The organism is Roseiconus nitratireducens, assembly GCF_008629675.1.
Classification (GTDB): Bacteria; Planctomycetota; Planctomycetia; order Pirellulales; family Pirellulaceae; genus Stieleria; species Stieleria nitratireducens.
Window position 1 is genome coordinate 223,411 of the sequence record NZ_VWOX01000010.1, and the last position, 26,134, is coordinate 249,544.

Genomic DNA, 26,134 nt, shown 5'->3' on the forward strand with positions numbered 1-26,134 from the left:
GCGTTGAATCATTGAATCACTTTCAGCTCCGGTCGCGCACGCTGAAGGTCACCAATTGCTTTCGGCGTGATCTGGGTGTTTCGGATTGCCAGCAGGCGGAGTGAATCCAGCATGGCGACTCGTTCCAGATCCGTGTCCGTCACCTTGGTGTGGGACAATTGTAATTCGCGCAGTTGCCGCAGCCCGCTGAAGGATCGCAGGCAAGAACCGTCGATGGACGTCCCGATCAAACACAGGTGCTGCAAATCTGGAAGATGTTGTACCAACTCAATGACCTCGGCGTCGGTGATCGACGATCCGGCCAGACACAAATAAGTCAACTTTGTTTGCCGCCTGACCACTAAGCGATCATCGGGAGAGAGCTGTGCCCCGGCCAGCGTCAGTTTTCGCAACGAAGGCAAGACACCCAAGCCCTCCAAAGAAAGGCGCGACTCGGCCGAAGGCTGGACGGCCAGATTCTTCAAGGACAGCATCCCATTGATCACTTCCAGCCCCTGGCTTGTGACGTCAGAGGTGCGCAAATCCAATTCCTCAATGCCAGGTATCTCAGCCAATTGTCGCAGCACCGAGTCGCCGATCGCCAAGCGTGGCGACGCCGGGCACTTGTCCATTCCGACCAGCCACGGATTGTCGGTCAAATCCGAGAGTGAATGCACGGTGTCGGGGCCCTTGTCGGTCAGAATGCGGACGTGACCTCCTCGCCAGACAATTCGTTCGGCGAGTTGTCGTTCCGTGCTTCCTGAGTTTTCGGTGCTTCCGGAGCCGTTTGCGAACGATTGAAGACGAACCGGTCCGTTGCGTCCCGACATTTCAAATTGGCTAATTCGAAATGATGCCCGATCGACCTGGACAAAAAACACGCGGGGGTAGAAGCCGTCGAATCGTTTTAAACGCAGCCGATCCGATGTCGCCCCGTCCCCGGTCGGGCGCCGCCACTCCGCGATCGGCACCGACGTGGTCCGCGAGCGGACCCGCATCAAACTTGCCCGTTGGGGATTGACCTCCAGCCGGAATCGCTCCGGACGACCGTGATCGATTTGACCTCCCGACGATTCGTCAAGCATCGTCAGTTCGCCGCGGGCATCCGTCGACAGAAAACCCGATCGACGATCCTGCGGATCACCGTGGTCCAGGATGGCGATCATCCGCGCGTTTCCCGCGGAGAAGCCCACGCCCAAGGATCCGCTCCCGCTGATGCGTTCAGCCGTAAACTCCAACGAATATACGTTCGGTAGCAGGACGGGAATTTGAATCAGGCCACGTGCGTCAGGATTGGAAAGGATCAATCCCTCCGGAATCGGCTGGGTTTCCAGATCGAATGCGTCGCGCTCCGGGACGATCACATCCAGTGGAAAACGAGAGAGATCGGACGCCGCAGGGATTTGCGGTCGCGACTCATTCTGGATGCTGCTTGAAGGCTGATCCTTTGATTCCTGATCCGGTACATCGCGGGTTGGCGGACTTGCAGGTTCGATGTGGGGGTTCCGCCCGGCAAGACGGAACGTCGGTTGACTCCTTGCCGGGATCAGCAGCGCACCCAATCCCACCAGAACGAGCAATGCAGCCATTGCGGTACCGATCATCACCGCCCGTCGACGAACCGTCGCGGGTTCTGCTTTCGAAGAACGTGACCGCTCTTCCAATTGTTGTTTCAGGTAGCCAACCGTCTCGGAGGAGGTGGCGGCATCGGCTTCGGCAATCTCGGTAGTTGGACTCGCGCGGTCCAACAGAGACGGCAGATCACAGCCTCGGGCCAAGGGGGTCAACCGGCGAAGAAGATCGGTCGCGGAGATCGTGCAGACCTTATCTTTCAACAGGAGAGTCTGCAGAGGGCGCGGCAGGTTTCTCGCAGGATTCGATTCTGGACCCGTCTGGTCGGAGTGATCGACTCCAAGCATCGACCTCAATAGTGCCAGTACCTCCTGCAAATCCGATTCGAATCCAGATTCCAAAGTCTCCGACGCCCTAACCGACCCAAACGGTGTCAGTTTCGCTGCGCCGCTTGCCGTGACCTCGACCTCGTCCAAGGTGATGCCTCCATGAACCAACCGGTTCTCGTGCAGGTAGGCCACCGCGGAAGCGACCTGCCCGGCAATCTGACAGGCATCGGCGACGGGTAGGGGAGCGGACCGATGGAGCAGATTTCGAAGCACGATCCCATCGGGATGTTCGATCACGATATAGGGCCGGTCAATCATCCCGGCCGTTTCCAATCGAGCCAAGTTGGGATGATCCAATTCGCAGCGGCGACTCATATCGGACGCGAAGCTTGTCATTTGCCGATCGCCCCACTCGCTGCGGTCCGGCAGCAGTTTCAGTTTGACGTGCTTGCGCAAGTGCTCGTGAACGGCGGCGTACGTCTGGACGCCACGGTAGTCGGCAATCAACGCTAGCAGGGTGAAGCGACCGAACTGGTTGGACGCAGGGTCCGCCGAGAGGTTGGATCCCAAGTGCTGATCGGTGATTCGGTCGCTTGCAACCGCTGCACCGAGATCTGCCGATGTCGCTTCATCACCACCCGCAAGTCGGTGACGAGGATCGGGGGCTGGCTTTTGTCCGTTCATGGCGACGCCACCACGTTGACAGCAGGCATTTCTGCGCGGAGCTGATGAATGCCGTCCGCGGTAAAGTTTGTGTTCTGCAGGTAGACATCCGTCAGATTTGGCATCGTTTTCAGCGTTTGAATCGATGCGTCTCCGACCGCGGTTTCTTGCAGATACAACCTTTCAATGTTGGCAGCGCCGCTCAGAAATTTCAAACCTTCGTCGTCCACTGCCGTGTTAACCAGGAACAGCTGCTGGAACGGCTGCATCTGCTTGACGTAGGTCAGACCCGGTCCCTTGATGTTCGGGTTCCAACCGAGGTGCAGTTGCCATTTCAGTGAGATCGGAAGAAGTAGTTTCAGATCGTCGTCGGTGATCCGGGCGCCGGCCAAGCCCAACTGCTCAAGGTCACCGAACGGCAGGATGTACTTTTCCAGCATCGGACCGTCCAGTTTTGGGTGTCCGATCGCCAGGCGTTTGATGCCGCGATCGTGCAAGCGTTCCAGGCCGGGACCATAGACGCTGCACTGATTCAATTTCAAATACTCCAGCCGCGGCAGTTTGGCCAGTGTTTTAGTGACTTCACCGGAGATTTGCGGCATGAAGGCGAGGTTGACTTCTTTTAACAGCGGCAGGTCAGCCAGTGCTTCCAATCCCTGCTCCGTGATCTGCGTCCGATCGAGTGTCAGCGATCGAAGGAACTTCTGTCGGCGAATGCTTGCCATCGCGACGTCCGTCACTAGCGGGCTCTTGACGACCAAGTCCGTGACCGACCGATCTTGCAATCGCTTCAAGAGTGTCTGGTCATCGAGCGACGGATCGGTCGCCTCGATCCGAACGGTCGGAAGGTCGTCGAGAGCGTCGAGGACTGTCGGCAGCGGGGGGACGCCAATCTTGCCTTGAAGCGGATCCAGTGTCAGATCGCTAATCTCAATCTGTCCGACGTCCTGGCTGATCCACAATTGGTTCACATCGGACCCACGCCACCAGGGATTCTCCATTTTCAATCGCGCACCCTCGCCAGTCCAATCAATGAGCTTTTCTTCGCGGCCAAACACTTGGATGTGCACCTGTGTTCCGTTCCGAGTCAGTCGCACCGCGATCGACACGGGTTGATCGTTGCCGACAGGAAATAGCTTGGTCGGAACTTTGAACGCGCTCCTTTGATGAATGACTCCGTCAACACCATGAAGAATGGTATGCGGTCCGAGCTTCGTATTGAGGTCGAACCCGACCGCAAAATGCTGGCCGTTGCCGATCGAAAAACCAAAGTTCGTGGCTTCCCCGTCTTTCAGCCGCCTGGCCGTCATCCGCAACTCAAACTCGGGCGGCAGCGTGACCGGTACAAACAGACGAGTTTCTTTGGCGGTCAGCAACTTGCCGTTTTTCTTCTCCCAACGAGCTGACGAGCTAAATCGAGACGCTGCGTTGTAATTCGTGTCTGCGTCTCGAGACACATCGATGAAGCGAATCAGGTCGATCGGTGCATCGCCGGTGAGCAATTCGACGTCGGGCATTCGCGCCCGAAAACGGTCGACCGCCTCCCGGGGCACACCGGTCTTGAACAGGGTCAGTTTTCTTAGATTGGGGAAACGGTCCTGAGTGAAGTCTTCCAATCCCGTTGTTTTGGTCGCAGAGAGGTCGATCGACTCAATTGACGCCGCTGTTGGGATCTGCGACCAAGCATCGCTTGAGACAAGGGTGCGGGATACGTTCAGGCGATTGAGCTGATCGAGTGATGCAAGAACAGGCAGCGATTCGTCAGCGATCAGCGTGCCCTCGCTATTGAGCTCACGAAGTGATGGAAACTGGCTGGCGAATGATTCCGGCAGCTCCAAGATACGGCTTCGGGCGATCGAGAGTGATTCCAGTTTGGGCAGCGTGCCCAATTCCTTCAGCGCCGTCGTTGTCAACGCGGTTTCGGCAAGGTCCAACTCTTCTAAGGTCGGATGGTCTTTCAAGTGAGCAATGTCCTGGGTGTCGATCCAGGGACTGGCTTGCATGTCGACCCCTGTGATCTGGAAAGGCTCAAGCACGGATCGCAGCTGGTCCAATTCAGTCAGTGTGCGAGTCCCTTGGGCTGTTGCTACACGAATCTTGCAGCCCTGCCAGATCATCCGCTCCGCAATGGCCCGATCGCGACCGTCCGGATCATCGGAATCAAGTTCGGTGAATTGAATCGGGGCTCCTCCTTCCGACAGCGGAACCAGGGAGAGCTCGGATACTTCAAGTTCGGCCATCCAATTGCCCAGAAATAGCGCGCCGGGAGACGGTGTTGAATAAGGATCCGTTCCAGCAATCTCGGCAATGTTGCCTCGCCACGACGCAAGAGTTTGCCCCTCGGCCGATAGCGTCACCGACGCTCGATCACCCGAGCTGTCCACCGTAGCAACCAGTTTCGTCGGGCGGTTGGGCTGCAAAACCAAACCGCGGTGCAATTGAGTGTTCCGCTGATTGATGTTGGTGCCAATCCGTTGCAGACCCGTCAGCGATCCAAGGTGGGGGAAACCGTCGATCAGAAAACAGAATTGTCGGCCGCAAGCGACCAGTCCCAAACGCAGACTTTCCTTGTTTCTCAGGCGGTTGACGACCATTTCAACGCGGTACCGATCCGGCGGCTGATAGGGAATCATCACCAACGACGGTTTGTCCGCACGCGACCTCAGCGCGCCGTCGGTCATGCTCCAGTCGTCCAGGCGAATGTCCCGGTCGGGATCGATCAGAGTAATGAGGTCCACTGGCGGGCGCTCAATCAAGGCAGCGTCTTTTTGCAATGGACCTGAATTCGCTATCTCGTCAGCATCGCCAGGGGAGGAGGAGGCTTGCTTGTCGCCGAGATTGATGGCGAAACGCCCGACACGCAGGACGTGGCGCTGGTCGGCCTTCAGATCGATTGAGCGTTCGGAAAAGACAAGTGGCGACGTGTCGTCAACCGCGATTTCATACCGGCCTGCCGGGATCAACGTTTCGCCGGGTTGCAGCGGGTAACGTGAGGATTCGCCCACCAGTGCGGCGCGACCCGATTTCAGGAGTTCCGCTATTTCCACCGATTCCGGCTGGACCAGGATTCGGCCTCGGGGCATCGTTGCTTTCGGAAAGAAAATCACCGCTGCGATCGCCAGAGCCATCAACACGCCGGCGATCACGAGGAGTCGGGTGAACGGATTGTGTCGGGAACGGGAGTCGAACGATTCATGATCGGAGCGTTCAGACTGCGCGTTGGATACCACCAGTGACGCCGAGTCGACATTGCCCAACTCAGATTCGCCCAACACAGATTCGCCGACGGTAACGTCGCTGGCTTTCGTGTCTCCTTTGCCGATTTCATGCGGGACCGCCGCGATCAGTTGGGTCAAGTCTGCGGACCGGGAAAAAGCATCCAGCAAGCGTGCGATTTCTGCGGCCGATTGCGGCCGTTCCTCGGGCTGCTTGGCAAGCATCTGATCGACGATCGCGCAGAGTCCCGCCGGAAGGTCGCTGCGGAGGTTTTCGATCGGTGCCGCGGATCCGCGTAGGCGCTGTCGGATCTGCGTCATGGCGTCCTGGGACCGATCCGTTGAAAACGGGCCGTGGCCGGTCAGCAACTTGTACAACGTGCAGCCGAGGGCATAGACATCGGCTAGGTGATTCACCGAGCGACTATCGACCAGTTGTTCGGGAGCCATGAACTCCAGTGTCCCCATCACTTGGTGCGTTTTCGTGAGCGAATCGCCGTGGTCAGCCATGATATCGGTGGGAGCCGTCGAAACATCTTCGCTTGGCAGTTCCTCCACGCGGGCCAGACCCAAGTCCAAAAGCTTGATGGTGCCCTCGCGCGACAGCATCAGGTTGGACGGTTTCACGTCGCGGTGGATTCGTCCATTGCGATGGATGTAGCTGAGCCCCATTGCGGCCTGCCGGCCCACTTCCGCGACGTCGCCAGCTGCCATCGGGCCGGTCGCCGAGAGGATTTGGGAAAGGTCGTATCCGTCGACGTACTCCATCACCAGGTAGTGCTGATTTGCGTCGCGTCCGGCGTCCAGTGCGCGCACGATGTTTCGATGCGCCAGCCGCCCAATCGCCACCATCTCGCGCTCGAACCGTTCTAGAGTTTTGAGGTCGGCGCGTCGTTTGGGGTGGACGATCTTGACGGCTGCGATCCGCTGCGTGGTCTGATGGCGAGCCCGATACACCGTTCCCATGCCGCCCTCGCCCAGCTGTTCCAGCAATTGGTAGTCGCCCACGTGTCGCGGTGGCGCTCCGGAAGCTTCCGATGTCTGCGAGACCTCCCCGTCGCCCCGTTCGGTGCGAGGAGTCAACTGGCCCATCAATTGCCCGCATCGAGACTCGTCGGCGAAGGGCAGTGGCTGTTGGAGCTGGACGAACTGATCAATCGAAGCTTCGTCGCCGTCAAGATCCGCGCAACGTTGCTGGCAGATCTTGCAATTCTCCACATGCGTGGCAACGGCATCGGTCTGATGGCGACTCAGGCGTCCCGCCAGGAAATCCGCGATCGTTGTGGAGTCAGGACAGGGAACGGATTCAGTCATTGGATCGATCCGGTCGGTCAGTCGATGAGTTCGGTCAGTTCTTCTCGCAGCCGGGATCGCACGCGAGACTTTGCAACGCGGACGGCGTTGGCCGAGATTCCCAGGTCCGCCGCGACGTCCGAAGCATTTCGCCCTTGCACGGCGGTTTGCCAAAACGCTTGCCAGGTGGTCGCTTCAAATTGCTCACGAACAAGCTCGGCCGCCCGTCGAAGCAGGTAATTCTTTTCCAATGCTTCCTGTTCCTGCTCCGAAGTGTCTGCGGGAAGATCGATTTCCTCACCGTGGTCGTCGGGAACCGAGTGGATCCGATGCAGCGCGGTCGTCCCGCCCCAGGCGATCGGCCGCTTCTGGTCGCGGCGGATGTGATCGCGGCAACGATTCAGGCAAACGGTCTTCAACCATTTTCGAAAGCTGTCTTCGGGCCGTTTCTTCGCGAATTGCTCCAGTTTTTGAGAAACGATTTGGAAGACGTCCTGAGAGACGTCGGCCGCATCGTCCCGCGACAGGCCAAATTGACGGCACCAGCTGTACACCAAGGGGCCGTACAGCTGCGAAAAGCGATTCCAACTGGCTGGCTCTCCCAACTCCATCTGCCTGAGCAGACTGAGCGAAGTGGTCCGCGAGTTTCCCGCCACGGGGTTCTCACTGGATGGAACGTGGGGGCGTTTCATGAAAACATTGCGACGCCGGTGGCGTCTCGGGTTTGGATTCGGAAAGTTCTTGATGCAAAGGACTTGCGTCAATGAAAGGGTTCCGGGCCGGATCGATCGTCCGGACAAGCCGGACGCCCAATCAAACCGGAGGCATTTTGGGGACTGTTTCATTGAGAGCCCCTGGTTTCGAGTTCCACAGCGCGCAATCTTCTCCGTAAGGGGGACAGAGCACCTGGGGACCGTCGCGGGGACCATTTCCGCCACGGGGACAGAGCACCTTGGCAAGGGACGGTGGGAAGGAACGGGGCAACGCCCCGATGTTTGCCCAGCCCGGTCCGAAGGGCCGGGGAAAGGAACGAATAACAAACCGAGGGCCAGCGGCCCGGCCATTTATTTGTGGGGTGTTGTCGGCTCGACGAGATTTTGCGGGTGCAAACGGCCAGGCCTTCGGCCCTCCACGTTTCGATGATGTGGAGGCACCAGCCCTGGCGGGCTGGGCTGGGCAAACCCCCGGGCTTTCAGCCCGGCGAATCCGCCGAATGGATCGCGTCGACTTGCTCTGTCCCCAAATGCTGCCTTCTTCGACGTGCTCTGTCCCCAAATGCTGCCTTGCAATCTTTCTCCATTCGTCAGAATCCGATCGCTCCCACCAGACATCCCGCACGAGCGGGGGATTGGTTGTTCGCACGGATCGCAATGCGACGATTCGGGTACGGCTCGGAATGGACTTCGGGGATGGCTTCAAATCGGAAGGTGCAAGGATGTCTCAACGATTACTTATCAAGGTGACCGTCATTTGGATCACGGTCGTCGCATTCGCGACGGGGAGTGCATCTCAGGCATCCGCGCAAACCTTCGGTATTGAACTGCACAACACCATGATGCCGGCATCGGGCGGGATGGCGGGGGCCAGCTTGGCACGCCCCCAAGACTTGCAATCGGCCATCTACGGCAATCCCGCAACGCTGACGCAGTTCAAAGGCACCCAGTTTTCCGTCGCCGCGGGCTGGGCCGAGCCGACCATCAATATCGACCAGCAGGCGGCCCTTCCGCTGGTCGGCGTGACACCCTACGCCGCAAAATCCGATACGCCGGGGAGTGCGATCCCGAACATTGGCGTGACGCAGGACGTGAGTGCTCTGGGGTTGCCGATCACATTGGGGATGGGGTTGATGACCAATGCGGGCCTGGGGTCCGAGTACCGCGGGGTTCCCGAATCCGGCGGAACGTCATCTCAGTACTTGGCGCTGGACGTCGTCAGCGGGCTGGGGGTGGAATTGACGGAACGATTGTCGGTGGGCGCCACGGTCGCAGTGGGCAGTTCGTACTTGGATGGGCCATTTGTCGATCTGGCCGCCATGACCTCTGCCTACGGTCTGCGGGGCACCTTTGGTGTGACCTATCAGGCCGATCATTGCACCACCCTCGGTGCCTACTGGCAAACACGCAAAAGCCTGGAATTCGAGAACGCAGTCCTGTTGCCGGTTGGTCCCGCAACCGCGAGGGACCTGGATTTTGACCATCCGGAGAACTTCGGTTTGGGGTTGGCCAACCAGTCACTGATGAACGGTCGGTTGCTGCTCGCGATGGATGTGCTGTTTAAACGCTACAGCGATGCCGATTTTTTTTCAGCGATCTACGACGACCAGTGGGTGTACCAGTTCGGTGCCCAATACGCGCTCAATCAACGCGTGCGATTGCGTGCCGGCTACGCCTACAACGAGAACCCGATGCGTCAAGATGCGACGTTCACGTCGATCGGCGGAGTGCCACTCCCGGACGGCGTCCCAGCACTCCGGTACATTCAGGGGCAATTCGCGGCAATCAGTCAACACCGGATCACCGGCGGGATTGGGGTTCGTGACGTCCTTCCCGGCATTGATTTTGACTTGTATGCCGGTGGCATGTTCGAGAACACCGACCGATTCGCCACCACCTTCGCGTCCGTGGAGGGCTACTGGCTGGGTGCCGCGGTGACCTGGCGATTTGGACGGGGAGCCGATCACTGTCTGCACATTCCCGACAGTTGGGATTAGCCGGGCAACGCCACGCAGTGCTGCGGGGAAAGCGCGGCGGGGACAGCGCACGTTGGTCGGTGACGGTGCCGAAGAACGGGGCAACGCCCCGTCGGTTTGTCCAGCCCGGCCCGCAGGGCTGTCGTTTATACACAAGTCAGGGCTCGCCCGGTCCGGTTGGCCCGAATGCTCTGTCCCCGAATGCTGCCCGTTTCCGCTCTATGTCTCCGATTCCATTGCCGGAAGTTTTGCTTTCGCTTTTCTGAGTGGTACTTTTTACCGACGGGGCGGTCACGAAGCATTCATTTACCGAAGACATTCAGAGTGGGCATCAGAGATCTTTGCGTTGCTTGGTTTGTGATTCTGATCACAATTTCTCCTGCGACGGCGGCGACTGTTTCCTTCGTCGGCTTGCTCAATAACGGAAGTTCCGGCTCGGCCCTGGGAAGTCTTCCGCGTAATTTCGAGCTGACCTTGAACTATTCTGCCAATCCGGTGGGCGGGCCGACATTCGCTTCGGGGAGCTTGTTCTTCCCGGCGACGCCGAACGCCGACGTGAGCAACCCGAGCTCGCATCCCAGTTTCTCCACGGCAACTTCGGGAAACCTCACGATTAGCAATGCGGCTGGGCCGGGCGGCAACGATGTGTTGACGTTCGATGGAAGTATTGCCGCCAAGGTTCTGGCGAATAACAACCACGCGGTCACCTATTCATTCAGTTTTTTCAATCCTGCCGCGACCATCGACAATCAGGCGGTGAATCCTGCCAACATCGCGGCGCTGATCAACGGCCAATCTTCGATCGCATTCGTCAACAACCAGTTCAACGCTTCTGGGACGATTTCGGGCGTCGCAGCCGTTCAAAACACGCCCGAGCCTCGGACGACCATCGCGCTGGTCGGACTGGTGCTGTCAGGCGCCGTCATCGGATACCGGCGACGAAAGCCCGGCCGCCAACGGCTCGCCGGCTCCCAGTCGTCGACCTGAACACGTCGACCGCTTGCCCGGTTACCAACGCCGTTCGCGAATCGAGCTTCCTCACTCTCGTTGGCCGATACTGCTTCGCTGGACAGCGACATTGCGGCGGTGCTTCGAAGAACGCACCGCCTGCAAATAGCACGTTGCCTCAGCGCCTCGCCTTGATCGCAGCGCCGCTAATGTCTGGTACCACGCCCTTGATCGCTCCGGCAACCAAGGCTTGCAGGAGGAATTCAACAGCGGCGCGATGTCCACGACGAGCCACTCGGCGTTTGGCCCGGATCGGGTACACTGTCGCTCGCGGAACCTCTGGAACGATTGCGAGAATCTGACATGGGCGAACCGGATAATAAACCATTCAATGTTGGGGAAGGGAATTCAGTCGAACGTCCTTCCGACGCGCTTGGGGAGACGATGGACGGTGGTGGCGACACCACGTCGGGCGGCGCGAGTCCTCCGCGGTCCGACCCGGAGTCTTGGGTGGGCCGACGCATCGGCAAATACCAGATCACTGACCTTCTGGGGGTTGGTGGCATGGGCGTCGTGCTCAAGGGTTACGATGCGACGATTGAACGCAATGTCGCAATCAAAGTGTTGCCCGAGGAACTGTCAGCCAATCCACAATCGTTGAATCGGTTTCTTGCCGAAGCGAAGAGTGCCGGCAAACTGAATCACCCCAACACGGTGACCATTTACGAGATTGCTCAAGACGGTGGCAATCACTTCCTGGTCATGGAAGTCGTTGCGGGTGGCAGCACCGAAGACCACCTCGAGAAGTCGGGTGCCTATTCTGTTGGCGAGGCGACACAAATCGTCATTGACTCCTGCCGCGGGTTAGCAGCGGCGCACAAGTTGGGCCTGGTTCACCGCGATATCAAGCCGGGGAATCTGCTGTTGACCGAGACCGGGACCGTGAAGGTTGCCGACTTTGGGCTCGCAAAGCGAGCGCAAACCCAGACGTTGCAGCTGACGCAACAAGGGCAGATCGTCGGGACTCCCTATTTCATGAGTCCGGAGCAGTGCGAATCACGTGACGTCGACGCGCGAAGCGACATCTATTCGCTCGGTGCAACTTACTACGCGTTGCTGACCGGCAAGAGTCCCTATCAGGATAGTGGCAGTGTCGTTCAAGTCATGTTCGCGCACTGCAACTCGACGCCGCCCGACCCGCGTGAGATCCGCAAGCACATTCCCGCCGCTTGCTGCCAGATCATCGAGCGCGCGATGGCAGCGAAGCCGGAAGACCGATACCAGTCGATGGACGAGATGGCCGAGGATTTGGAGTCCGTGTTGGCTGCGATATCAGGCGTCGGGATTACACTTCCGAGTCAATCCGGTGTGTTTAACCCGACATTGACCGGCGAAAAAATGAGGTCCCAGGGCAACCCGAACCGCAGGAGCCTGCTTGTCGCGGGTGGCGCCGGCGTCGCGCTGCTGGGACTGATCGGCTTCGGCGGTCGACTGCTGATGGGCCGAACAAGCGGGGGCTCATCGGAAAAGCCGACTTCTGGAGTCGTGCCGCCCACCGGAGAACCGATCAAGGTCGGAATCCTGCACTCGCTTTCGGGGACAATGAGCGATAGCGAGTCACCGGTCGTTGATGCCGCTCTGTTGGCGATCGAGGAACTGAATGAAGAGGGTGGGCTGATCGGTCGCCCGCTCATGGCCGTTGTTGCCGATGGGCGTTCCGATTCAGCGGCCTTCGCCCGCGAAGCCGAGCGGCTGATTCTTCAAGAGAAGGTGTGCACGGTGTTTGGTTGCTGGACTTCGGCCAGTCGCAAGACCGTCGTGCCGCTGTTTGAAAAGTTCGATCATCTACTGGTCTACCCTGTGCAGTACGAAGGAATCGAAGAGTCACCCAATGTGATTTACACCGGAGCTACTCCGAACCAACAAATCATCCCCGCGGTGAAATGGGCTTACGCGTTCGAAGGCAAGCGTCGTTTTTTTCTCGTCGGAAGCGACTACGTTTTTCCTCGCGTTGCGCATGAAATCATCAAGGATCAGCTGAGCGAATTGGGAGCCGATCTGGCCGGAGAAGAGTTTTTTGCGTTGGGCAGCACCGATGTTCAATCGGCGGTTGAGATGATCCTGCAATCGAAACCCGATGTCATTCTCAGTACGATCAACGGTGACAGCAACACAGCGTTTTTCGCGGAGTTGCGAAAGGCGGGCGTCACAGCAGAGGAAGTGCCGACGATCTCGTTCAGCATCGGTGAAGAAGAGATTCGGCACTTGGATGTCGATGCGATGGCGGGGGATTACGCCGCATGGAACTATTTTCAGAGCATTGAATCCCCCGAGAACGAGCGGTTCATCGCGAACTTCCGAAGCAAATACGGTCCCCAACGTCTGGTCACCGATCCGATGGAAGCGGCGTACTTCGGGGTCAAACTTTGGGCTTCGGCCGTTCGTGACGCACAGAGCACCGGCACCGCCGAGATTCGCCGGTCCATGCGAAACCAACGGATGCGCGCTCCCGAAGGTGAGGTGCGAATCGACGCGGCAACTCAGCACACTTTCAAAACGCCACGGATCGGCCAGGTACGGAACGATGGGCAGTTCGAAATTGTCTGGACGGCTGCAACGCCGCAAAGCCCCGATCCCTATCCGGCGTCTCGAACCACCGAGCAATGGCGCGCCTTCCTGCACGATCTTTACGCTTCCTGGGGCGACCACTGGTCGGCGCCGGCCGCTCAGTGAGACGCTTCGGCGGAATTGCCCAGATTGGCATGATGTCGCTGACGTGTGAGACGGGGCCACCGCCGTTGGCGGTCCTGGTTGCCACGGGACCGCAAACCCATTTGATCGCCTTACCGAATTGATCGCAGCTGGTTGGCAATCGCGTTCATCGGGGCCATTCGATCGTCTCACGTCCCATTCTGGTCGACAGGTTGCGCCAAAGCTCATGATCAATCGAGTCGGAAATGAATGTGACCGATCCGTCGGTCATGCCGATCTGCACTCCGCCGATGTGATAGCTTCTTGAGGTGACGGCGGCGTAAGTTCGTGCCGGGTTGGTGAGGTCCTTGCCTTCACGCATGCTGGTCCAATCGACGTCGTATTCGGCCCCGGAGACCGTACACAGGACTTTGCGGTTCGGGGTGAAGACGGTCGTGAAACCGGCTTGATGCACACGCCCATCCACCCACTCGGTATGCCCGGTTTCGGTTTTGAAGCTCCCGCCCAAAGCACAGATTTCGGTGGTGGCTTCTGGAAGGGGAATGTTCCCGGATGTTGCCACGTCCCGGAAGTACGGTGTCCAGCCTTTGACCTCCGCCATGGCAATGGTATTGCTCAGTCCGTCCAGACAGTCACGAAACTTGAAATACCGGCCGGGGGCAAACATGCCGTCGCCAATCTTGGAACGGTCCATCGGGTCAAACACGAACCAGGTGCCTTCGTTGGCCGCGTAGTTGAGTTTGTAGTATTCAGGACCGGTGGAGCCAAAACGAGGTTCATCCAGCGGATCACTGGGGCACTGCAAGGTTGGCACCCGGATTGACGACACTGGAACGGCATCGCCATCGATCACCAGAGTCGACTGGCCGTACCCGTGGTCAAAACGAATCCCGTCGGCCAATGCGACCTCTTCGACGAACGGAAGAATCCTCGCCTGCATCGACCAGCCTTTTCCGTCGGGGGTCACCGACCAAGCGGCCGGTAGCGATTTGTACGCCGACTCGTAGTTGTGCGTCGCGAGAAGCAATTGCTTCATGTTATTGCTGCAACTCATTCGCCGAGCGGCGGCTCGGGCGGCCTGGACGGCTGGGAGCAGCAGCCCCACCAGGATCCCGATGATCGCGATCACGACGAGTAATTCGACAAGCGTGAAGCCGGTGCGGTTTGATGTGCTCGAGCGGTGATCAACACGTTGGCGGCAAGAGAAATTCACTGCGGTGACTCCGAGTTCTAGGGCCGGATGGGGGGGCAAGTTTCTGGCTGGCTAGATCACGAAGTCCGTGCCGTCGCTGGCTACGGAAAGATGGTAATGCGAGTCATTCTCAATAGCAAGCAGGGGCGTCAGTGCGGGGATCGCCTCGATCCGGAGCACGCCCGCAGTAGGCATTGACGACCGAATCGTAACCAGGGGACAGAGAAATCCGGTGACCCCGGGGACAGAGCACCACCGGGAGCATCACCGGGGGGCAGAGCACCACCGGGGACAGAGCACCACCGGGGACAGAGCACGAGGGTAACCGAAGCGGTAAAGAGTCACCCGCTGACGACGTGGCGCGGCTTCAACGATTGCGACCACGCCGATTCTTGCCCGGGGAAGCCTTGCCCTGGCCACTTCCATTTTGCGAACCGAAACCCGGTCCGGCGTTTCCTTCGGGGGGCGTTCCGAGTTGCCGACCATTGGATTGCGCCTGCTGGCCGCGGTCGTTGATCCCACGTCCGTTGCCCGCGGGTCCCTCCCCCTTTCCGGAAGCCTTCGCGATCGCGTCGAATTCTGCCTGCGTCAGAAACTCGGCGCGATAGCTCGCGCCCTGCCCTGCGATCTGCCCGGCAAACGCTCGCAAATGGTTTTCCGATCCACGCATCAAGCGGTTGAGAGTTTGCCGAGCTCTCGGTTCAATCGTCTGAGCCGCCAAACGCTTCAAATCCGCAATGTCCATCTCTTCGATCCGCGCCCCCACCATCAACGCATCCAGCGGGCTTCGCGACCCTGCGGCAATCAGTGATTCGTAAAGTTGCTGATTCTCGGCGAATGCAAACAACCCGGGCTTGTCGTTCAATTGACCCGCGTTTGCGCCGCCGGTGCGGATCAATCGCTCGATCGACTGCATGTGCTGGTTTTCCGATCGGGCGATGTTTCGAAAGATCGTCAGTTTGGAGGTTGTTGCCAAACTTGAGTACACGTCGCGAGCCAACTTCTCTTCTTCCCAGATGCGCAGGAAGTCAGGTTGCCCGCTGTTGGGCGACTGAGAACCGAGTTGCTTCTGGCCCTGGTTTTGTCGCAGCGCGTTGGGGCCTTTTCCAGCTTGTTGCGAACCACGGTCTGGCTGGCCTCCACGGCCATCTCGCGTTTGCGTTGCTGATCCGCCGGACCCGCCACCACGCTTGCCCGCGCCACCGCGACCTTGTTGCGCGACCGCGTCGGAGGTGACCAATGTGAAGACCAGTAGGATGCCGCAAACGTATAGAAGGATTTTCATCAGATTCTGCTGTTCCGTGTGCTCGTTTTCGTCGGCATTCGAATCCGAATGCGCGTCAAAGCTTTGAATTGGCGTCAACGCAAATCGGGTGCCGCTTTGTCCAGCGCAGCGAGAACGACGCGCAAGAGGCGGCGATGCGGAGAAGGTTCAACCAACACCCTGCGTCGGATCATTGCCCGGAGGTGCTGTTCTGTAACCGCAGCAAGGTGCGGCGATTGAACGCTGCGGAATCTCGACGCTTCGAGCCAGGGGGCTTTCATTCGGCGAAAGCACGGGGAACGCGAATGGCTCAATGTGTCAAAAGAGCACGTAAAAACGCACATCGGAAAAGCCAACTCTTCGGGACCGTAGAGAGCGGGAAGCGTTGACGAGAGGGCGTCAATCGGGAGGGGGAGCTGACTCGCCTGGAGATGGCACTCAGGTCATTGTGACCGCGAGAGAGGCTCCCAGGGTCAATGGACCGGAGACAGTAAACTGTCCAGTTCCAAGACACGGCGGTGGGAAGAGGAGCGATCGAGAGATATCCATATTGGCAATGCGGTTGTAGGACGCTGATTGCCTGACTTTACGGGGATTCCTCCAAGGTCTTCAATCCAAATATGAAGTCAGAACGTCTGCGGACTTTTTCGCTAGACTACCGAGAACGAAAAGAACTCGCGGAGCGAAAAATCTTTGTAATCTGGGGCGAAATCTCGATGGCACTTGAGGGCGCATGAATTGCTACGTATTACTCAGATTCTCGAACGAATTGAGTCGGGCGACGATCAGGCTGCTGAGCAACTGTTGCCGATTGTTTACGACGAGCTTCGCCGGCTCGCGAGAGCGAAGATGTCATTGGAACGTCCCGATCACACGCTCCAGACCACGGCGTTGGTCCATGAAGCTTACGTGCGACTGGTCGACCAGAATCAGGTCCAGCGTTGGGAGAACGCCGGTCACTTCTATGCCGCCGCTGCTGAGGCGATGAGAAGGATACTCGTCGAGCATGCTCGACGAAAACTTGGCAAACAGCGAGGCGGTGACCGCGCGAAAGTCGATTTGAAAGACGACTTTGGAGGCAAGATGACCAATCCAGAATTGGTGATGGACGTTCACGAATCCCTGGAAAAGCTTGCTGCTCACGATCCGCAAATCTCCCAGCTGGTGAAATTGCATTGCTTTGCGGGGTTCTCAGTGCCCGAGGCCGCAAAATTGCTGGGGATCCCGACGTCCTCGGCCTACCACCATTGGAACTACGCCAAGGCTTTGATGGCAAGAATGCTGGCTTGAGTAGGCCTATGGGGTTGCTACCGAAAGCAAATGCAAGGAATCTCAATTTACGATGGAAGATTGGCGGACTTTTCTCGCATAGCATCCGGAGACTGAACCAGACCGAGCTTAGTCGTACGTCAATTTCCAATGCCCGAACCAGATCCATCATTACCAATTTCGATCGCGGCAGATGCCAAGCGACTATTTCTGGAGTACTTGAACGCCTCAGACGACGCGGCGCGCGAGCGGATTCTCAATTCGGCCGACCCGCCAATCGCCGATGAAGTCCGCCGACTGCTGGGCGATATCGCCCGCGGCGGTGCCATCGATCGGATCTTCGAGATGACGGGTATCGCCGATCTTAAGGCGACTCAGGCAAGCCACGCCGAGGCTTCGCCGACCAGTGCGGATTTCTGGATGCCGAGCCTTCAAGGGCCGGAAAGTGAATTTGGTAAGTACAAGCTACTGGAGCAAATCGGCGAAGGAGGAATGGGCACCGTTTTTATGGCCCAACAGACCCGGCCGGTCAAACGCCGCGTGGCGATCAAGATCATCAAACCCGGGATGGATAGCCGTCAGGTCGTTGCCCGGTTCGAAGCCGAGCGGCAAGCACTCGCTTTGATGGAACATCCGAATATCGCTCGTGTCTTCGACGGCGGTTCGACCGACCAGGGGCGACCCTATTTCGTGATGGAACTGGTCAAAGGCATTCCATTGACGGACTTCTGTCAACGAAAGAAGCTGTCCCTCCGACAGCGACTCGAGCTGTTTGTCGACGTCTGTCACGCTGTCCAACATGCACATCACCGCGGGGTGATCCATCGTGATCTAAAGCCGAGCAATGCTCTCGTGACGTTGCACGACGGAAAGCCCGTCGTGAAGATCATCGACTTCGGCATCGCCAAAGCGGTCAATCAGGAACTTACCGACAAAACGCTGTTCACGCAGTTCGCGTCGATGGTCGGAACGCCACTCTACATGTCCCCCGAGCAGGCGGAGATGAGTGGCCTGGACGTCGATACCCGCAGCGATATTTATTCACTCGGAGTGATGCTGTACGAACTTCTGACGAGCACGACACCATTCGATCGTGAACTACTGAAGAACAAGGGATTGGACGAAGTTCGTCGGATGATACGGGAGACGGAACCGCCACGTCCGAGCCAAAGGATCAGTACCGTCAAAGCAGCGGAATGTGATACGCTGCCGGTTGAGACGCTGCGTGAAATCAAGCGTTCCAAATCAGAGCTCAGCGGCGAACTGGACTGGATCGCGATGAAGGCGCTCGAAAAGGACCGCGAGCGACGTTATCAATCGGCCTCCGATTTTGCCGATGACATCAATCGCTACCTTGAAGGCGATGCCGTCAAGGCTCATCCGCCTTCGGTGCGGTATCGTGTCGGTCGATATGTGCGCAAACACCGTTTGCTGCTGACGTGCGCCGGTCTGGTGATGTTTGCTGCCGCTCTGGGAACTTCGGCAAGTCTGGTCTTTGCAGCTCGGGCTCGATCGAATGCTGCGGATGCCGTTGCCGCGAAGAGCTCGGCTGATCAGGAACTTGCACGCGCCAATAGATTGGCCGAGGAACGTGACGCAACCGCAAAGCAACTCGCCGCGGAAGCACAGCGAGCGAAAGACGCTGCTCAAAGAGAGTCACTCCAACGGCGCGTTGCCCAGAGTGCGCTCTACCGTGCGGATGTCCGCGTGGCGGATGGCTATCTGCGCAACGGAAACGACGCCGATGCACGACGCACGCTGCTGGCGCAGTTCCCGCAGAACGGTGAAGACGATTTGCGATCCTGGGAGTGGTATTACCTACTCGGAAAAACCCGGCTTTGCGATCGAGTCTGGTACACGGGATCCGTCGGAAACTCAGCTGAATGGATCGACGACGGCGATCGGATCTTCACTGCGGGTCGAACGGAAACCAGTTTAACACAAGGCTCCGGATATCCAGAAAGTAAAGTCTGGGACACTCGTAGTGGAAAGTTGCTGAAACGAATTGGCGGATTGTGGGGTGTCACACGCCGAAGTCCCGATGATTCAAAGCTCGCGATCACCTTACACGCAACGGGTATCTACGGGAGACTTGTTGGCGACAGGGGGGTGATACAGATTCTTGATCTGGAAACCAACGAGCAATTTCCGATCACGCTCCGGAAAGCAACCAATCCGACGCTGCTGGAGTGGAATCGTCAAGGAAATCGAATCGCGGTCGCTTGTAGAAATGACGGGACCGTCGCCGATCTTCAGGACGACTCAGGCGAGGTATTCGTCAATGTGCTTCAAGTTCGGGGCGATCAAGCGAAATGGGAAGTAAAATACGAATTCAACGATGTTCATCTCCCGGTGGGCTGGAGTCGCGATGATGAGTTGTTCGCCGCGACCGTCCGCGATGACGAATCGACGCTGCAGTTGTACGATGGTCGAACGCTGAGACCTGTTAGAAAAATTCGGGTGGAAGATGACCTTCTGGTAACCTCAGGTCCATTTGCCCATTGGCATCCTAGTGAGCCGTGGATCGCCCTGCCCACGGTCAAGCATCAGTTGGTCGTCCTGAACGCGGAATCCGGAGAAGTCACTGCTCGCCTTGACTTTGGCCAGGATTCCCGGGATCTGCGTTGGAGTCCCAATGGCGCGTATTTAGCGGCCATCGGAAATCAGGGAATGATCAACGTCTGGAAGGCTGGTGAGTGGGAAATCGTTGATCGCATTTCCGCGCACGATACCTTTGGTGAATCGGTTTCGTGGTCTTCCGATTCCGATCGTCTTCTGTCGATGGGGGCCGACGGATACTGTGCCATCTGGTCATTGAATCAACCCTCAACTGAGATCCACGTTGATGTATCGTCCCGCACAGAACCTGGCGGCATCGCGTGGGCGGGAAATGACACGATTCAGTACACCGACGGTGATGATAATTCCGTCGTTGCGGTCCAGCTTTGCAACGGATCGCGACAACGTATTGCCTCATTCCTCGACGGCGAGAATGGGAGGATGGACCAAGCGAATCTGGCGTCCCAGCTTTTGAACATTGGCCAGACAGGTTACGTCGATATCCGTGACCTTGCCAATAGACGAAATTGGCGCTTAGAAGTTTCGCAAACACCTGAGTATGAAAGTGAGTGGGCAATCAGCCGCGACAAACAAAAAATTGCTATCGCAACGAACCACCGCCTAACGCAGAAGCGCAAGATCATCGACATCGGATCCGGGCAGTCGACGGAAATCAACGTTCTATCCAGCCGACAGCTTCCCAGTGTTCATTGGTCCCCCGACGGCAATCGGGTGGCCTTTGCGGGTAATGAAGATCACCATCGTCCCGCAGTCTTCATTCACGATGCGCTCAGCGGTGAAAAGCAGATTGAGTCATTGATCGGTACTTTAGACTCTGGAAATGCCCTGGAATCCCTGGCATGGGCACCGGATTGCACCAAACTTGTTGTAGGTAGTCCCGATGGCCACTGTCACCTCGTAGATGCGAATTCTGGAAGCATCGAACTAGCTGTCCGACCTTTCGGTGGCCGCGTGCGGGCGCTCGCCTGGCATCCCAGCGATGACCGAATCGCGGTGGGAGGGGGCACGGGTTGGGTCGTTGTTTTGGATGCAATTTCAGGCGAGGTGTTGTTGAAGTTCGAGATCGACGAAGTTCCCCACCAACTTGAATGGTCACCTGATGGACAGCGGCTTGCGGTTCGACTTGCTAACGGTGGGATCCAAGTTTGGGATGCCGCTGTAGGTTACGATCGAAGCCGATCTCCCGCCATCGAGGACTACCGGCGAGAAAGTTATAAAAAGGATGCCTGGTCGGCCACGGCCGAGGCAGTCACGTTCTTCAGAAAAGGAAAACTGACCGAGGCGATTGAGGTCCTCCGGCCCTGGGTCCTGTCCGATGCGACAGGTCCCAAAGCGGAGGAATTGCATCCATGGGCACCGGACAAGATTTGTTCGCTGTACTTTCTACTAGAAAGTGTCCTCGCAAACCAGCAAAACAGGCAAGACGATCAGGTCGATGCGATGGTGAGGGCAGCACGCTTCGATCGGTTTGACCGAGGCGAAGTGCAACAGCTTTCGCATTTGATTGAGTCAGGCGTCGAAGTGGAAGGTTTCGAATCGCTTGTCGATGAGTGCTACCAGGCCTTTCGAATGTACTTTTTTGAGCTGTACCGTCTGCTGGATGCCGGAGACGAAATGCGCGTAAGCGCGAGCACGAAAGTGCATGAAGAGATCGCGTTGATCGAAGATCAGTTCGCGTCGATCTACAAGCGAGGAAAGTGCACTTTGGCCAAAGTGATTGAGCATCGTGAACTCTCCGTACGCTACCAGCCGAACAATGCGGAGTATCTCCATCGTCTGGCATCGGACTATTGCGAGGATTCCCAAATTGATCGGGCAATTAAAACTGAAGAACGAGTTCTCGAAATAAAGCCTGACTGGGATGCGGCAATTCAGCAACTTGACGAGTACCGTGCAGTCCTCGACGAATAATCCCTGAAGCTTCACGACGGCTCACTTCTTCACTTCCGCTCTAGCGAATGAGGGCACTCGCGGTCGGTGCTGTTCGTCAGTATTTGAGAGAGGGCGGAACTCCCGCTGGCTTCGGCGACCATCGCTTCAATTGAGCCGAGGCACCGATTCCTCTTCCTGTTCTGGGAAAACAGAAAAGCTTCAGGGATGAAAGGCCCGATCATCATTGGCGGTCTCCTTTCTCGAAAATCCCTGGAATTTGTTGGAATCAACGCAGCGAACTTTCGCATTGGTAATGGCGTTTGGCCGAAGCCGGGTTAGCGAAGACGTTTCGTTGATCTCAGGCATGTCTCAACGTCGCTCGATATCAGCGAGCTGGTCGGTTCCGTGATATCAGAGCAAACTTCCCGCCGACCGACACCAAAACGAAAGAGAAAATGCCATGAAACGATTTGCACTCTTCGCAAATGCGCTGCACATCGTCCTGCTCATGACTCTGTTGGCACCATCGTCATTTGCCGGCAAGCCGAAGGATGCAGGTGGGGGTAACGGCGGCGGAGGCAGCGATGGTGGTGGAGGCGATCCGCCACCCGTGACGGTTTCGTTCCATTACGAAGTCACTTGGCTTGCTGCGACCGATGATTATTCAGTGAAGTCCGAACTCACATTGATCGACTGCAATAACCATGGAGTCATGGTGGGGTATCGAGCAGTTGGCACGGTGTTTGATCCCACGGGTTTCATCGCAACCAAGCAGGGAGTGATTGAGGCCGAGGAGTACATCGGTGGATTTACAGCTTTACCTGAAGGCTACCCATTGGTAATGGTTGTGTCGATAAACGATGCGGGGCAGTTACTCTGCATGGCCCGAGAGGGAGCAATAGCCGACGGCAATTTCCGCCTTTACCGCTTCACTCCTCCTCTCGAGAATCCAGATGGCAGCATCGCGCCAGCAGCACTCGAATATCTCCCGGAGTCCGGAAACTACGCCGGGGCTCATCTCCTGGAGAATGGAGATGTTGTCTATGTTTCCGCCTTAACTGGGGAATCCGTTTGTTTTCCAAGCGACGGCTCGCAAGCTCTGACATCTTTTTTTCCGACGGCTGTGGAGGATGTCAGTCAATTGGGGCAGTTCATCGTCAACGATGATTCGGGTTGCTACCTCTACGAAAGTCTGGGCGGCGGAGATTTCCAGCTTGAACACTACTTTTCACGCTTCGCGGCAAATTGTCTGAATGATCTCGGAGAAATTGGTGCGAGAGCGACAGGAGGCCGATTTGCTCTCGATGCCTATCGTCTAAACGGACCAGATGGAGAGAAACGAGTCGCTGACGAAGCTAACTGCGAAGCGATCAATTCGTTCGGAGATATCGCTGGAACTCTCAAGTTGCAACATGTAGGGTATTTCCCTTACATCGATACGCTAGATTACGGCTTCTTAGATCTGGACAATCTTGTTGTAGGAGAAAGGGAAAAGTGGAATGCCGCTTTGTCCCTGAACAGACTTGCCAGGTACAACCTGGCGATCACGGAGCGTGTTGATTTGGAGATCGACGGGCAAACGGTTTCCGCCCCAATCATCTGTGGCTCGACTACCGTTCAGGGGCTCATTGGGGGCGAGTTACCCCTTGTCTACGAGACTTTCATTCTGAATCCAGTGCCATAACCGTTTGCATCCCAAGACGGTCAGGCAAGCCGAACGCGACCGGGGACAGAGCACCTGGCGCGACTGGGGACAGAGCACAGCAGCGGCGCGACCGGGATCTTGCGATGGTCGAAGTTCTTGCCGGTGAGCGTGTCTTCACCGAGCCGATCAGGCTCCACGTGATCTGATGCGGCCTACCGATTTGCCGCGGGTCGATGCTGCGCCTTGGGTTCGTTCGAACGCGAACAAAGGGCCGGGCCGTTGGCCCTACCGGTTCCTGGGTGTTCCGTTTTTCCCGGCCCTGCCGAGCCGGGCTACGCAAACGCTTGGGGCGTTGCCCCGTCGGGATGCAAAATAGACGGACAAACGTCTTTTAGGAAGGTGCTCTGTCCCTGTGAGTGCCTTTCATCGGAAAAACCAACACTTCGGGACGGAAGAGAGCGGGAAGCGTTGACGAGAGGGGTGTCAATCGGGGTGGGAACTGAATCGCCTGGGAATGGCACTCCGGTCATTGTGACCGCGAGAGTGGCTCCCAGCGGACCTTGATACCGGGACGCAACCGACGCAACTCTTCGGCTCCTTCGGCAGTGACCTTGCAGCGTCGAAGGACGACGTTTTTGAGCCGTGGAAGTGCGGCCAAGTAATCAATCGAATCGTCGGAGACTCGGGTGCGCGTCAGGTCCAGATACTGGACCGCGGGCATCGGGCCGAGCGACTGGAGGCTGTGGTCGTTCAGACGCGTGCGGTGAAACGACAGCCACTCGAGCGTTGGCGACGCTGACGTGTTCAGCGTGTCACCGATGGGTGTTTCAGAGATTCCCAGGCTTTGCATGGGCAACGCGAGCAGTCTCGCTGCATCCTTCTCGCTGATCCGCACATGGACCACCAGTTTCTCGATCGACGGATTGCGGCCGATGATCGCGAGCAATTCGTCGGTCTCGGAAGTACTCAACGCGTCATTGTAAAGACGGATGTACGTCGGGTAGCCCTTGAACTCCGGCGCATATCGGGAGAGGAAGTGATCGCTTGGCGTCTCCAGGTCCACCACGAACCCCAATCGATCGAGTCTTTCCACATCCCGACCGATTTGCTGGTAGCGATTGATTCGACCGCGGGCGACCATCAAGCCGATGGCGGCCACGGCCACCGACAACAAGAGCACGCGCGTCGAGAATCTCAGTCGTTGCATCGCGAATCGGAATCGGTTGAGCCCGCCTAAAGGACCAACCGACATTGTAGAATTGACGTCCGGTTGCCACGGGCGCAAAGAAAAAGCCCGCACTTTTGCGGGCTCTTTCGGGGAGCGGAGGACACGGGACTCGAACCCGCAACCGCTTGCGCGGCAACTGATTTCGAATCAGTCTGCTAGCCAATTCGCATATCCTCCTGGCACCATGCGACCGGCCAAATGCTCGGCCGCCGCATGAAGGATAGAGTGTAAATCACAGCCCGGGTTCGCGGCAATGGGCCCGGCGAGTTAGATCGACCTCAAATTCTCGCTCTTCGCCCCGATTCTCGACAGCACCCGAGTCCCGTCGACGTCGCGCTTTGTGCCCACCGTGTGTGCGCGTGCACCGGGGCCCATTCAATCCGATGACATCAGCCAGCGGTAATTCCAGACCGGGTTGCCGCACACGTCGCATTTTTCGCCGTTGTCCAGGACGTCGCCGTGACAGGCTTGGCAGTCCATGATGCCCGGCAACCAGAAGGCTTGCCGCTTTCGTTTGGAATCCGCGTCGTCGGTCTGGTCGAAAGCGATCGAAACGACGATCTGCACCGCCAGCGGCATCAGTTGAAACAGAACCAGGGGACACCGACTGGTGTTGGGGTACACCTTTCCCAACGATTGAAGCAGCCGCCGCCGACGATCGTCACTGTTGCCGGCGCGGTAAGCGGCCAGGCGTTTTCGAACGGAATCGTTCTGGATGTTCCGGCCCAGACGCAATTCGCCCAGCCACAGACAGCCCCATTCCTGATCGTCCAAATAGCCACAGCTTTCGGCATGGAGCACCGCTTCGGCCACCTGCCAAATCTCGATCTCGGCCTTGGCCCGATCTTCGTTCCCGTCCGTCGAAAGCGGGATGCTCATCGAGTCCATTCCGAAACTGACGACGACATCCTGGTCGACACGCTGGACCAGTTCCTTCCGCGTCGTGTTCAAACCGCTGGCAAGGCTGTCGACGATCTTGCGGCCCTGCCGAGAATCGTAGCGCTCGTCAAAAAGCTTTGCCGCGCGCTCCCGCCGTTTGGGGTGATGAAGCACTTTCATCGTGGCATTCCTCCGGTAGCAGTCGGCAGGAACCCTAGCAAAGCCACGTCGCACGAACAAACAAATTCCCCGGCGGAGAATCTAAGGGCTCTCCGCATGCCGTTCCTGGGAGTGTGGGGAGCTTCAGTCGCCGCCGAAGAAGGCTCGATTCGAATGGTCGCTCGCCTAAATCGACGGCGGTCCGCGCCTCGTTTGGCGAATACGTGCTGATCGATGCGTCCGTTGACGAGCCATCAAATGCGACCGTCGAACGATTGCCGTGTTCGGGCAGCGTGCGGCGAACGGATCAGTGGGTGTGGTACACCTTGAAGCCGTATTCCTTGAACCACTTTTCCCACTTGACCGCTTCCTCGTGGGTTTTGACGGGCAATTGTCGTTCTTTTTCGCAGCGGTACTTCAAATCAATGTGTCCGTCGTGGCCGCTGGATTGAACTTCGCATTTCAGCTTTTTCAGCGTCTCGGCAATGGTTTTGGCCTTGTCGGTATCGTGAATGTGCTTGGCTTTCCATTCTTTGCACTGATAGTGCACGACTTCGGCTGCTGAGATAGCGGGGGGATTAGCGAGCGACAGTGCGGCACCGGCCAAAACGATCAGGAGCAATTGGGCTCGGATCATGGGTGGGAG

Annotated in this window: 14 protein-coding genes and 1 tRNA gene; 6 read left to right on the forward strand and 9 right to left on the reverse strand. The window is 57.8% G+C overall.

Going from position 1 to position 26,134, the window contains the following annotated elements:
- Positions 1 to 8 precede the first annotated feature (8 nt).
- Genes FYK55_RS17975 through FYK55_RS29175 form a run of 3 tightly spaced genes read right to left on the reverse strand, consistent with a single transcriptional unit; the run spans position 9 to position 7,743 of the window.
- The gene (locus tag FYK55_RS17975; RefSeq protein WP_150077834.1) at positions 9 to 2,564 is read right to left on the reverse strand and encodes a protein kinase; all 2,556 of its coding nucleotides are present in this window, start codon (positions 2,562 to 2,564) and stop codon (positions 9 to 11) included.
- Positions 2,561 to 7,072 (reverse strand): serine/threonine-protein kinase, encoded by a 4,512-nt coding sequence (locus tag FYK55_RS17980; protein ID WP_150077835.1) that lies wholly within the window; start codon positions 7,070 to 7,072, stop codon positions 2,561 to 2,563. The genes FYK55_RS17975 and FYK55_RS17980 overlap by 4 nt, the downstream gene beginning before the upstream one ends.
- Before the next feature lie 17 nt (positions 7,073 to 7,089).
- A complete protein-coding gene (locus FYK55_RS29175; protein WP_161604606.1) occupies positions 7,090 to 7,743 on the reverse strand; it encodes an RNA polymerase sigma factor in 654 nt (217 codons plus the stop codon).
- A 743-nt stretch (positions 7,744 to 8,486) separates the two neighbouring features.
- Here FYK55_RS29175 and FYK55_RS17990 point away from each other — a divergent pair.
- From FYK55_RS17990 to FYK55_RS18000, 3 genes are all read left to right on the forward strand, one after another.
- On the forward strand, positions 8,487 to 9,761 hold the full coding sequence (locus FYK55_RS17990; RefSeq protein WP_161604607.1) for an OmpP1/FadL family transporter: 1,275 nt from the start codon (positions 8,487 to 8,489) through the stop codon (positions 9,759 to 9,761).
- Between the two features lie 534 nt (positions 9,762 to 10,295).
- Positions 10,296 to 10,727, forward strand: a complete 432-nt coding sequence (locus FYK55_RS17995) for a hypothetical protein (protein ID WP_150077838.1) — start codon at positions 10,296 to 10,298, stop codon at positions 10,725 to 10,727.
- A gap of 309 nt (positions 10,728 to 11,036) precedes the next feature.
- Complete coding sequence (locus tag FYK55_RS18000; protein ID WP_201743740.1) at positions 11,037 to 13,421, forward strand: transporter substrate-binding protein; 2,385 nt, start codon at positions 11,037 to 11,039, stop codon at positions 13,419 to 13,421.
- A 145-nt stretch (positions 13,422 to 13,566) separates the two neighbouring features.
- On the opposite strand, the gene FYK55_RS18005 is transcribed toward FYK55_RS18000, so the two are convergent.
- Positions 13,567 to 14,613: a DUF1559 domain-containing protein gene (locus FYK55_RS18005; RefSeq protein ID WP_150077839.1), complete on the reverse strand. Its 1,047-nt coding sequence runs from the start codon at positions 14,611 to 14,613 to the stop codon at positions 13,567 to 13,569.
- Between the two features lie 346 nt (positions 14,614 to 14,959).
- Positions 14,960 to 15,877 (reverse strand): DUF2202 domain-containing protein, encoded by a 918-nt coding sequence (locus FYK55_RS18010; RefSeq protein ID WP_150077840.1) that lies wholly within the window; start codon positions 15,875 to 15,877, stop codon positions 14,960 to 14,962.
- A gap of 717 nt (positions 15,878 to 16,594) precedes the next feature.
- On the opposite strand from FYK55_RS18010, the gene FYK55_RS18015 reads away from it, so the two are divergent.
- From FYK55_RS18015 to FYK55_RS18025, 3 genes are all read left to right on the forward strand, one after another.
- On the forward strand, positions 16,595 to 17,146 hold the full coding sequence (locus FYK55_RS18015; RefSeq protein WP_150077841.1) for an ECF-type sigma factor: 552 nt from the start codon (positions 16,595 to 16,597) through the stop codon (positions 17,144 to 17,146).
- 129 nt (positions 17,147 to 17,275) lie between these two features.
- A complete protein-coding gene (locus FYK55_RS18020) occupies positions 17,276 to 21,616 on the forward strand; it encodes a WD40 repeat domain-containing serine/threonine protein kinase (RefSeq protein WP_235908784.1) in 4,341 nt (1,446 codons plus the stop codon).
- Positions 21,617 to 22,037: 421 nt separating this feature from the next.
- Positions 22,038 to 23,261 carry a hypothetical protein gene (locus tag FYK55_RS18025; RefSeq protein ID WP_150077842.1) on the forward strand — a complete coding sequence of 408 codons (1,224 nt, stop codon included), beginning with the start codon at positions 22,038 to 22,040 and terminating at the stop codon, positions 23,259 to 23,261.
- Between the two features lie 487 nt (positions 23,262 to 23,748).
- On the opposite strand, the gene FYK55_RS18030 is transcribed toward FYK55_RS18025, so the two are convergent.
- The 4 genes from FYK55_RS18030 to FYK55_RS18045 form a co-directional block, all read right to left on the reverse strand.
- Positions 23,749 to 24,429 (reverse strand): hypothetical protein, encoded by a 681-nt coding sequence (locus FYK55_RS18030; RefSeq protein WP_150077843.1) that lies wholly within the window; start codon positions 24,427 to 24,429, stop codon positions 23,749 to 23,751.
- Positions 24,430 to 24,544: 115 nt separating this feature from the next.
- A tRNA-Ser gene (locus FYK55_RS18035) sits at positions 24,545 to 24,627 on the reverse strand.
- Positions 24,628 to 24,825: 198 nt separating this feature from the next.
- Complete coding sequence (locus tag FYK55_RS18040; RefSeq protein ID WP_150077844.1) at positions 24,826 to 25,509, reverse strand: hypothetical protein; 684 nt, start codon at positions 25,507 to 25,509, stop codon at positions 24,826 to 24,828.
- A gap of 286 nt (positions 25,510 to 25,795) precedes the next feature.
- Positions 25,796 to 26,125: a hypothetical protein gene (locus FYK55_RS18045; protein ID WP_150077845.1), complete on the reverse strand. Its 330-nt coding sequence runs from the start codon at positions 26,123 to 26,125 to the stop codon at positions 25,796 to 25,798.
- Between the last annotated feature and the right edge of the window lie 9 nt (positions 26,126 to 26,134).

Coding starts and splice junctions, on each gene's coding strand:
- FYK55_RS17990 (WP_161604607.1), top strand. CDS start 8,487: ATGTCTCAACGATTACTTATCAAGGTGACCGTCATTTGGATCACGGTC.
- FYK55_RS18020 (WP_235908784.1), top strand. CDS start 17,276: ATGCCCGAACCAGATCCATCATTACCAATTTCGATCGCGGCAGATGCC.
- FYK55_RS29175 (WP_161604606.1), bottom strand. CDS start 7,743: ATGAAACGCCCCCACGTTCCATCCAGTGAGAACCCCGTGGCGGGAAAC.
- FYK55_RS18025 (WP_150077842.1), top strand. CDS start 22,038: ATGAAACGATTTGCACTCTTCGCAAATGCGCTGCACATCGTCCTGCTC.
- FYK55_RS17975 (WP_150077834.1), bottom strand. CDS start 2,564: ATGAACGGACAAAAGCCAGCCCCCGATCCTCGTCACCGACTTGCGGGT.
- FYK55_RS18040 (WP_150077844.1), bottom strand. CDS start 25,509: ATGAAAGTGCTTCATCACCCCAAACGGCGGGAGCGCGCGGCAAAGCTT.
- FYK55_RS17980 (WP_150077835.1), bottom strand. CDS start 7,072: ATGACTGAATCCGTTCCCTGTCCTGACTCCACAACGATCGCGGATTTC.
- FYK55_RS18045 (WP_150077845.1), bottom strand. CDS start 26,125: ATGATCCGAGCCCAATTGCTCCTGATCGTTTTGGCCGGTGCCGCACTG.
- FYK55_RS18030 (WP_150077843.1), bottom strand. CDS start 24,429: ATGCAACGACTGAGATTCTCGACGCGCGTGCTCTTGTTGTCGGTGGCC.
- FYK55_RS18010 (WP_150077840.1), bottom strand. CDS start 15,877: ATGAAAATCCTTCTATACGTTTGCGGCATCCTACTGGTCTTCACATTG.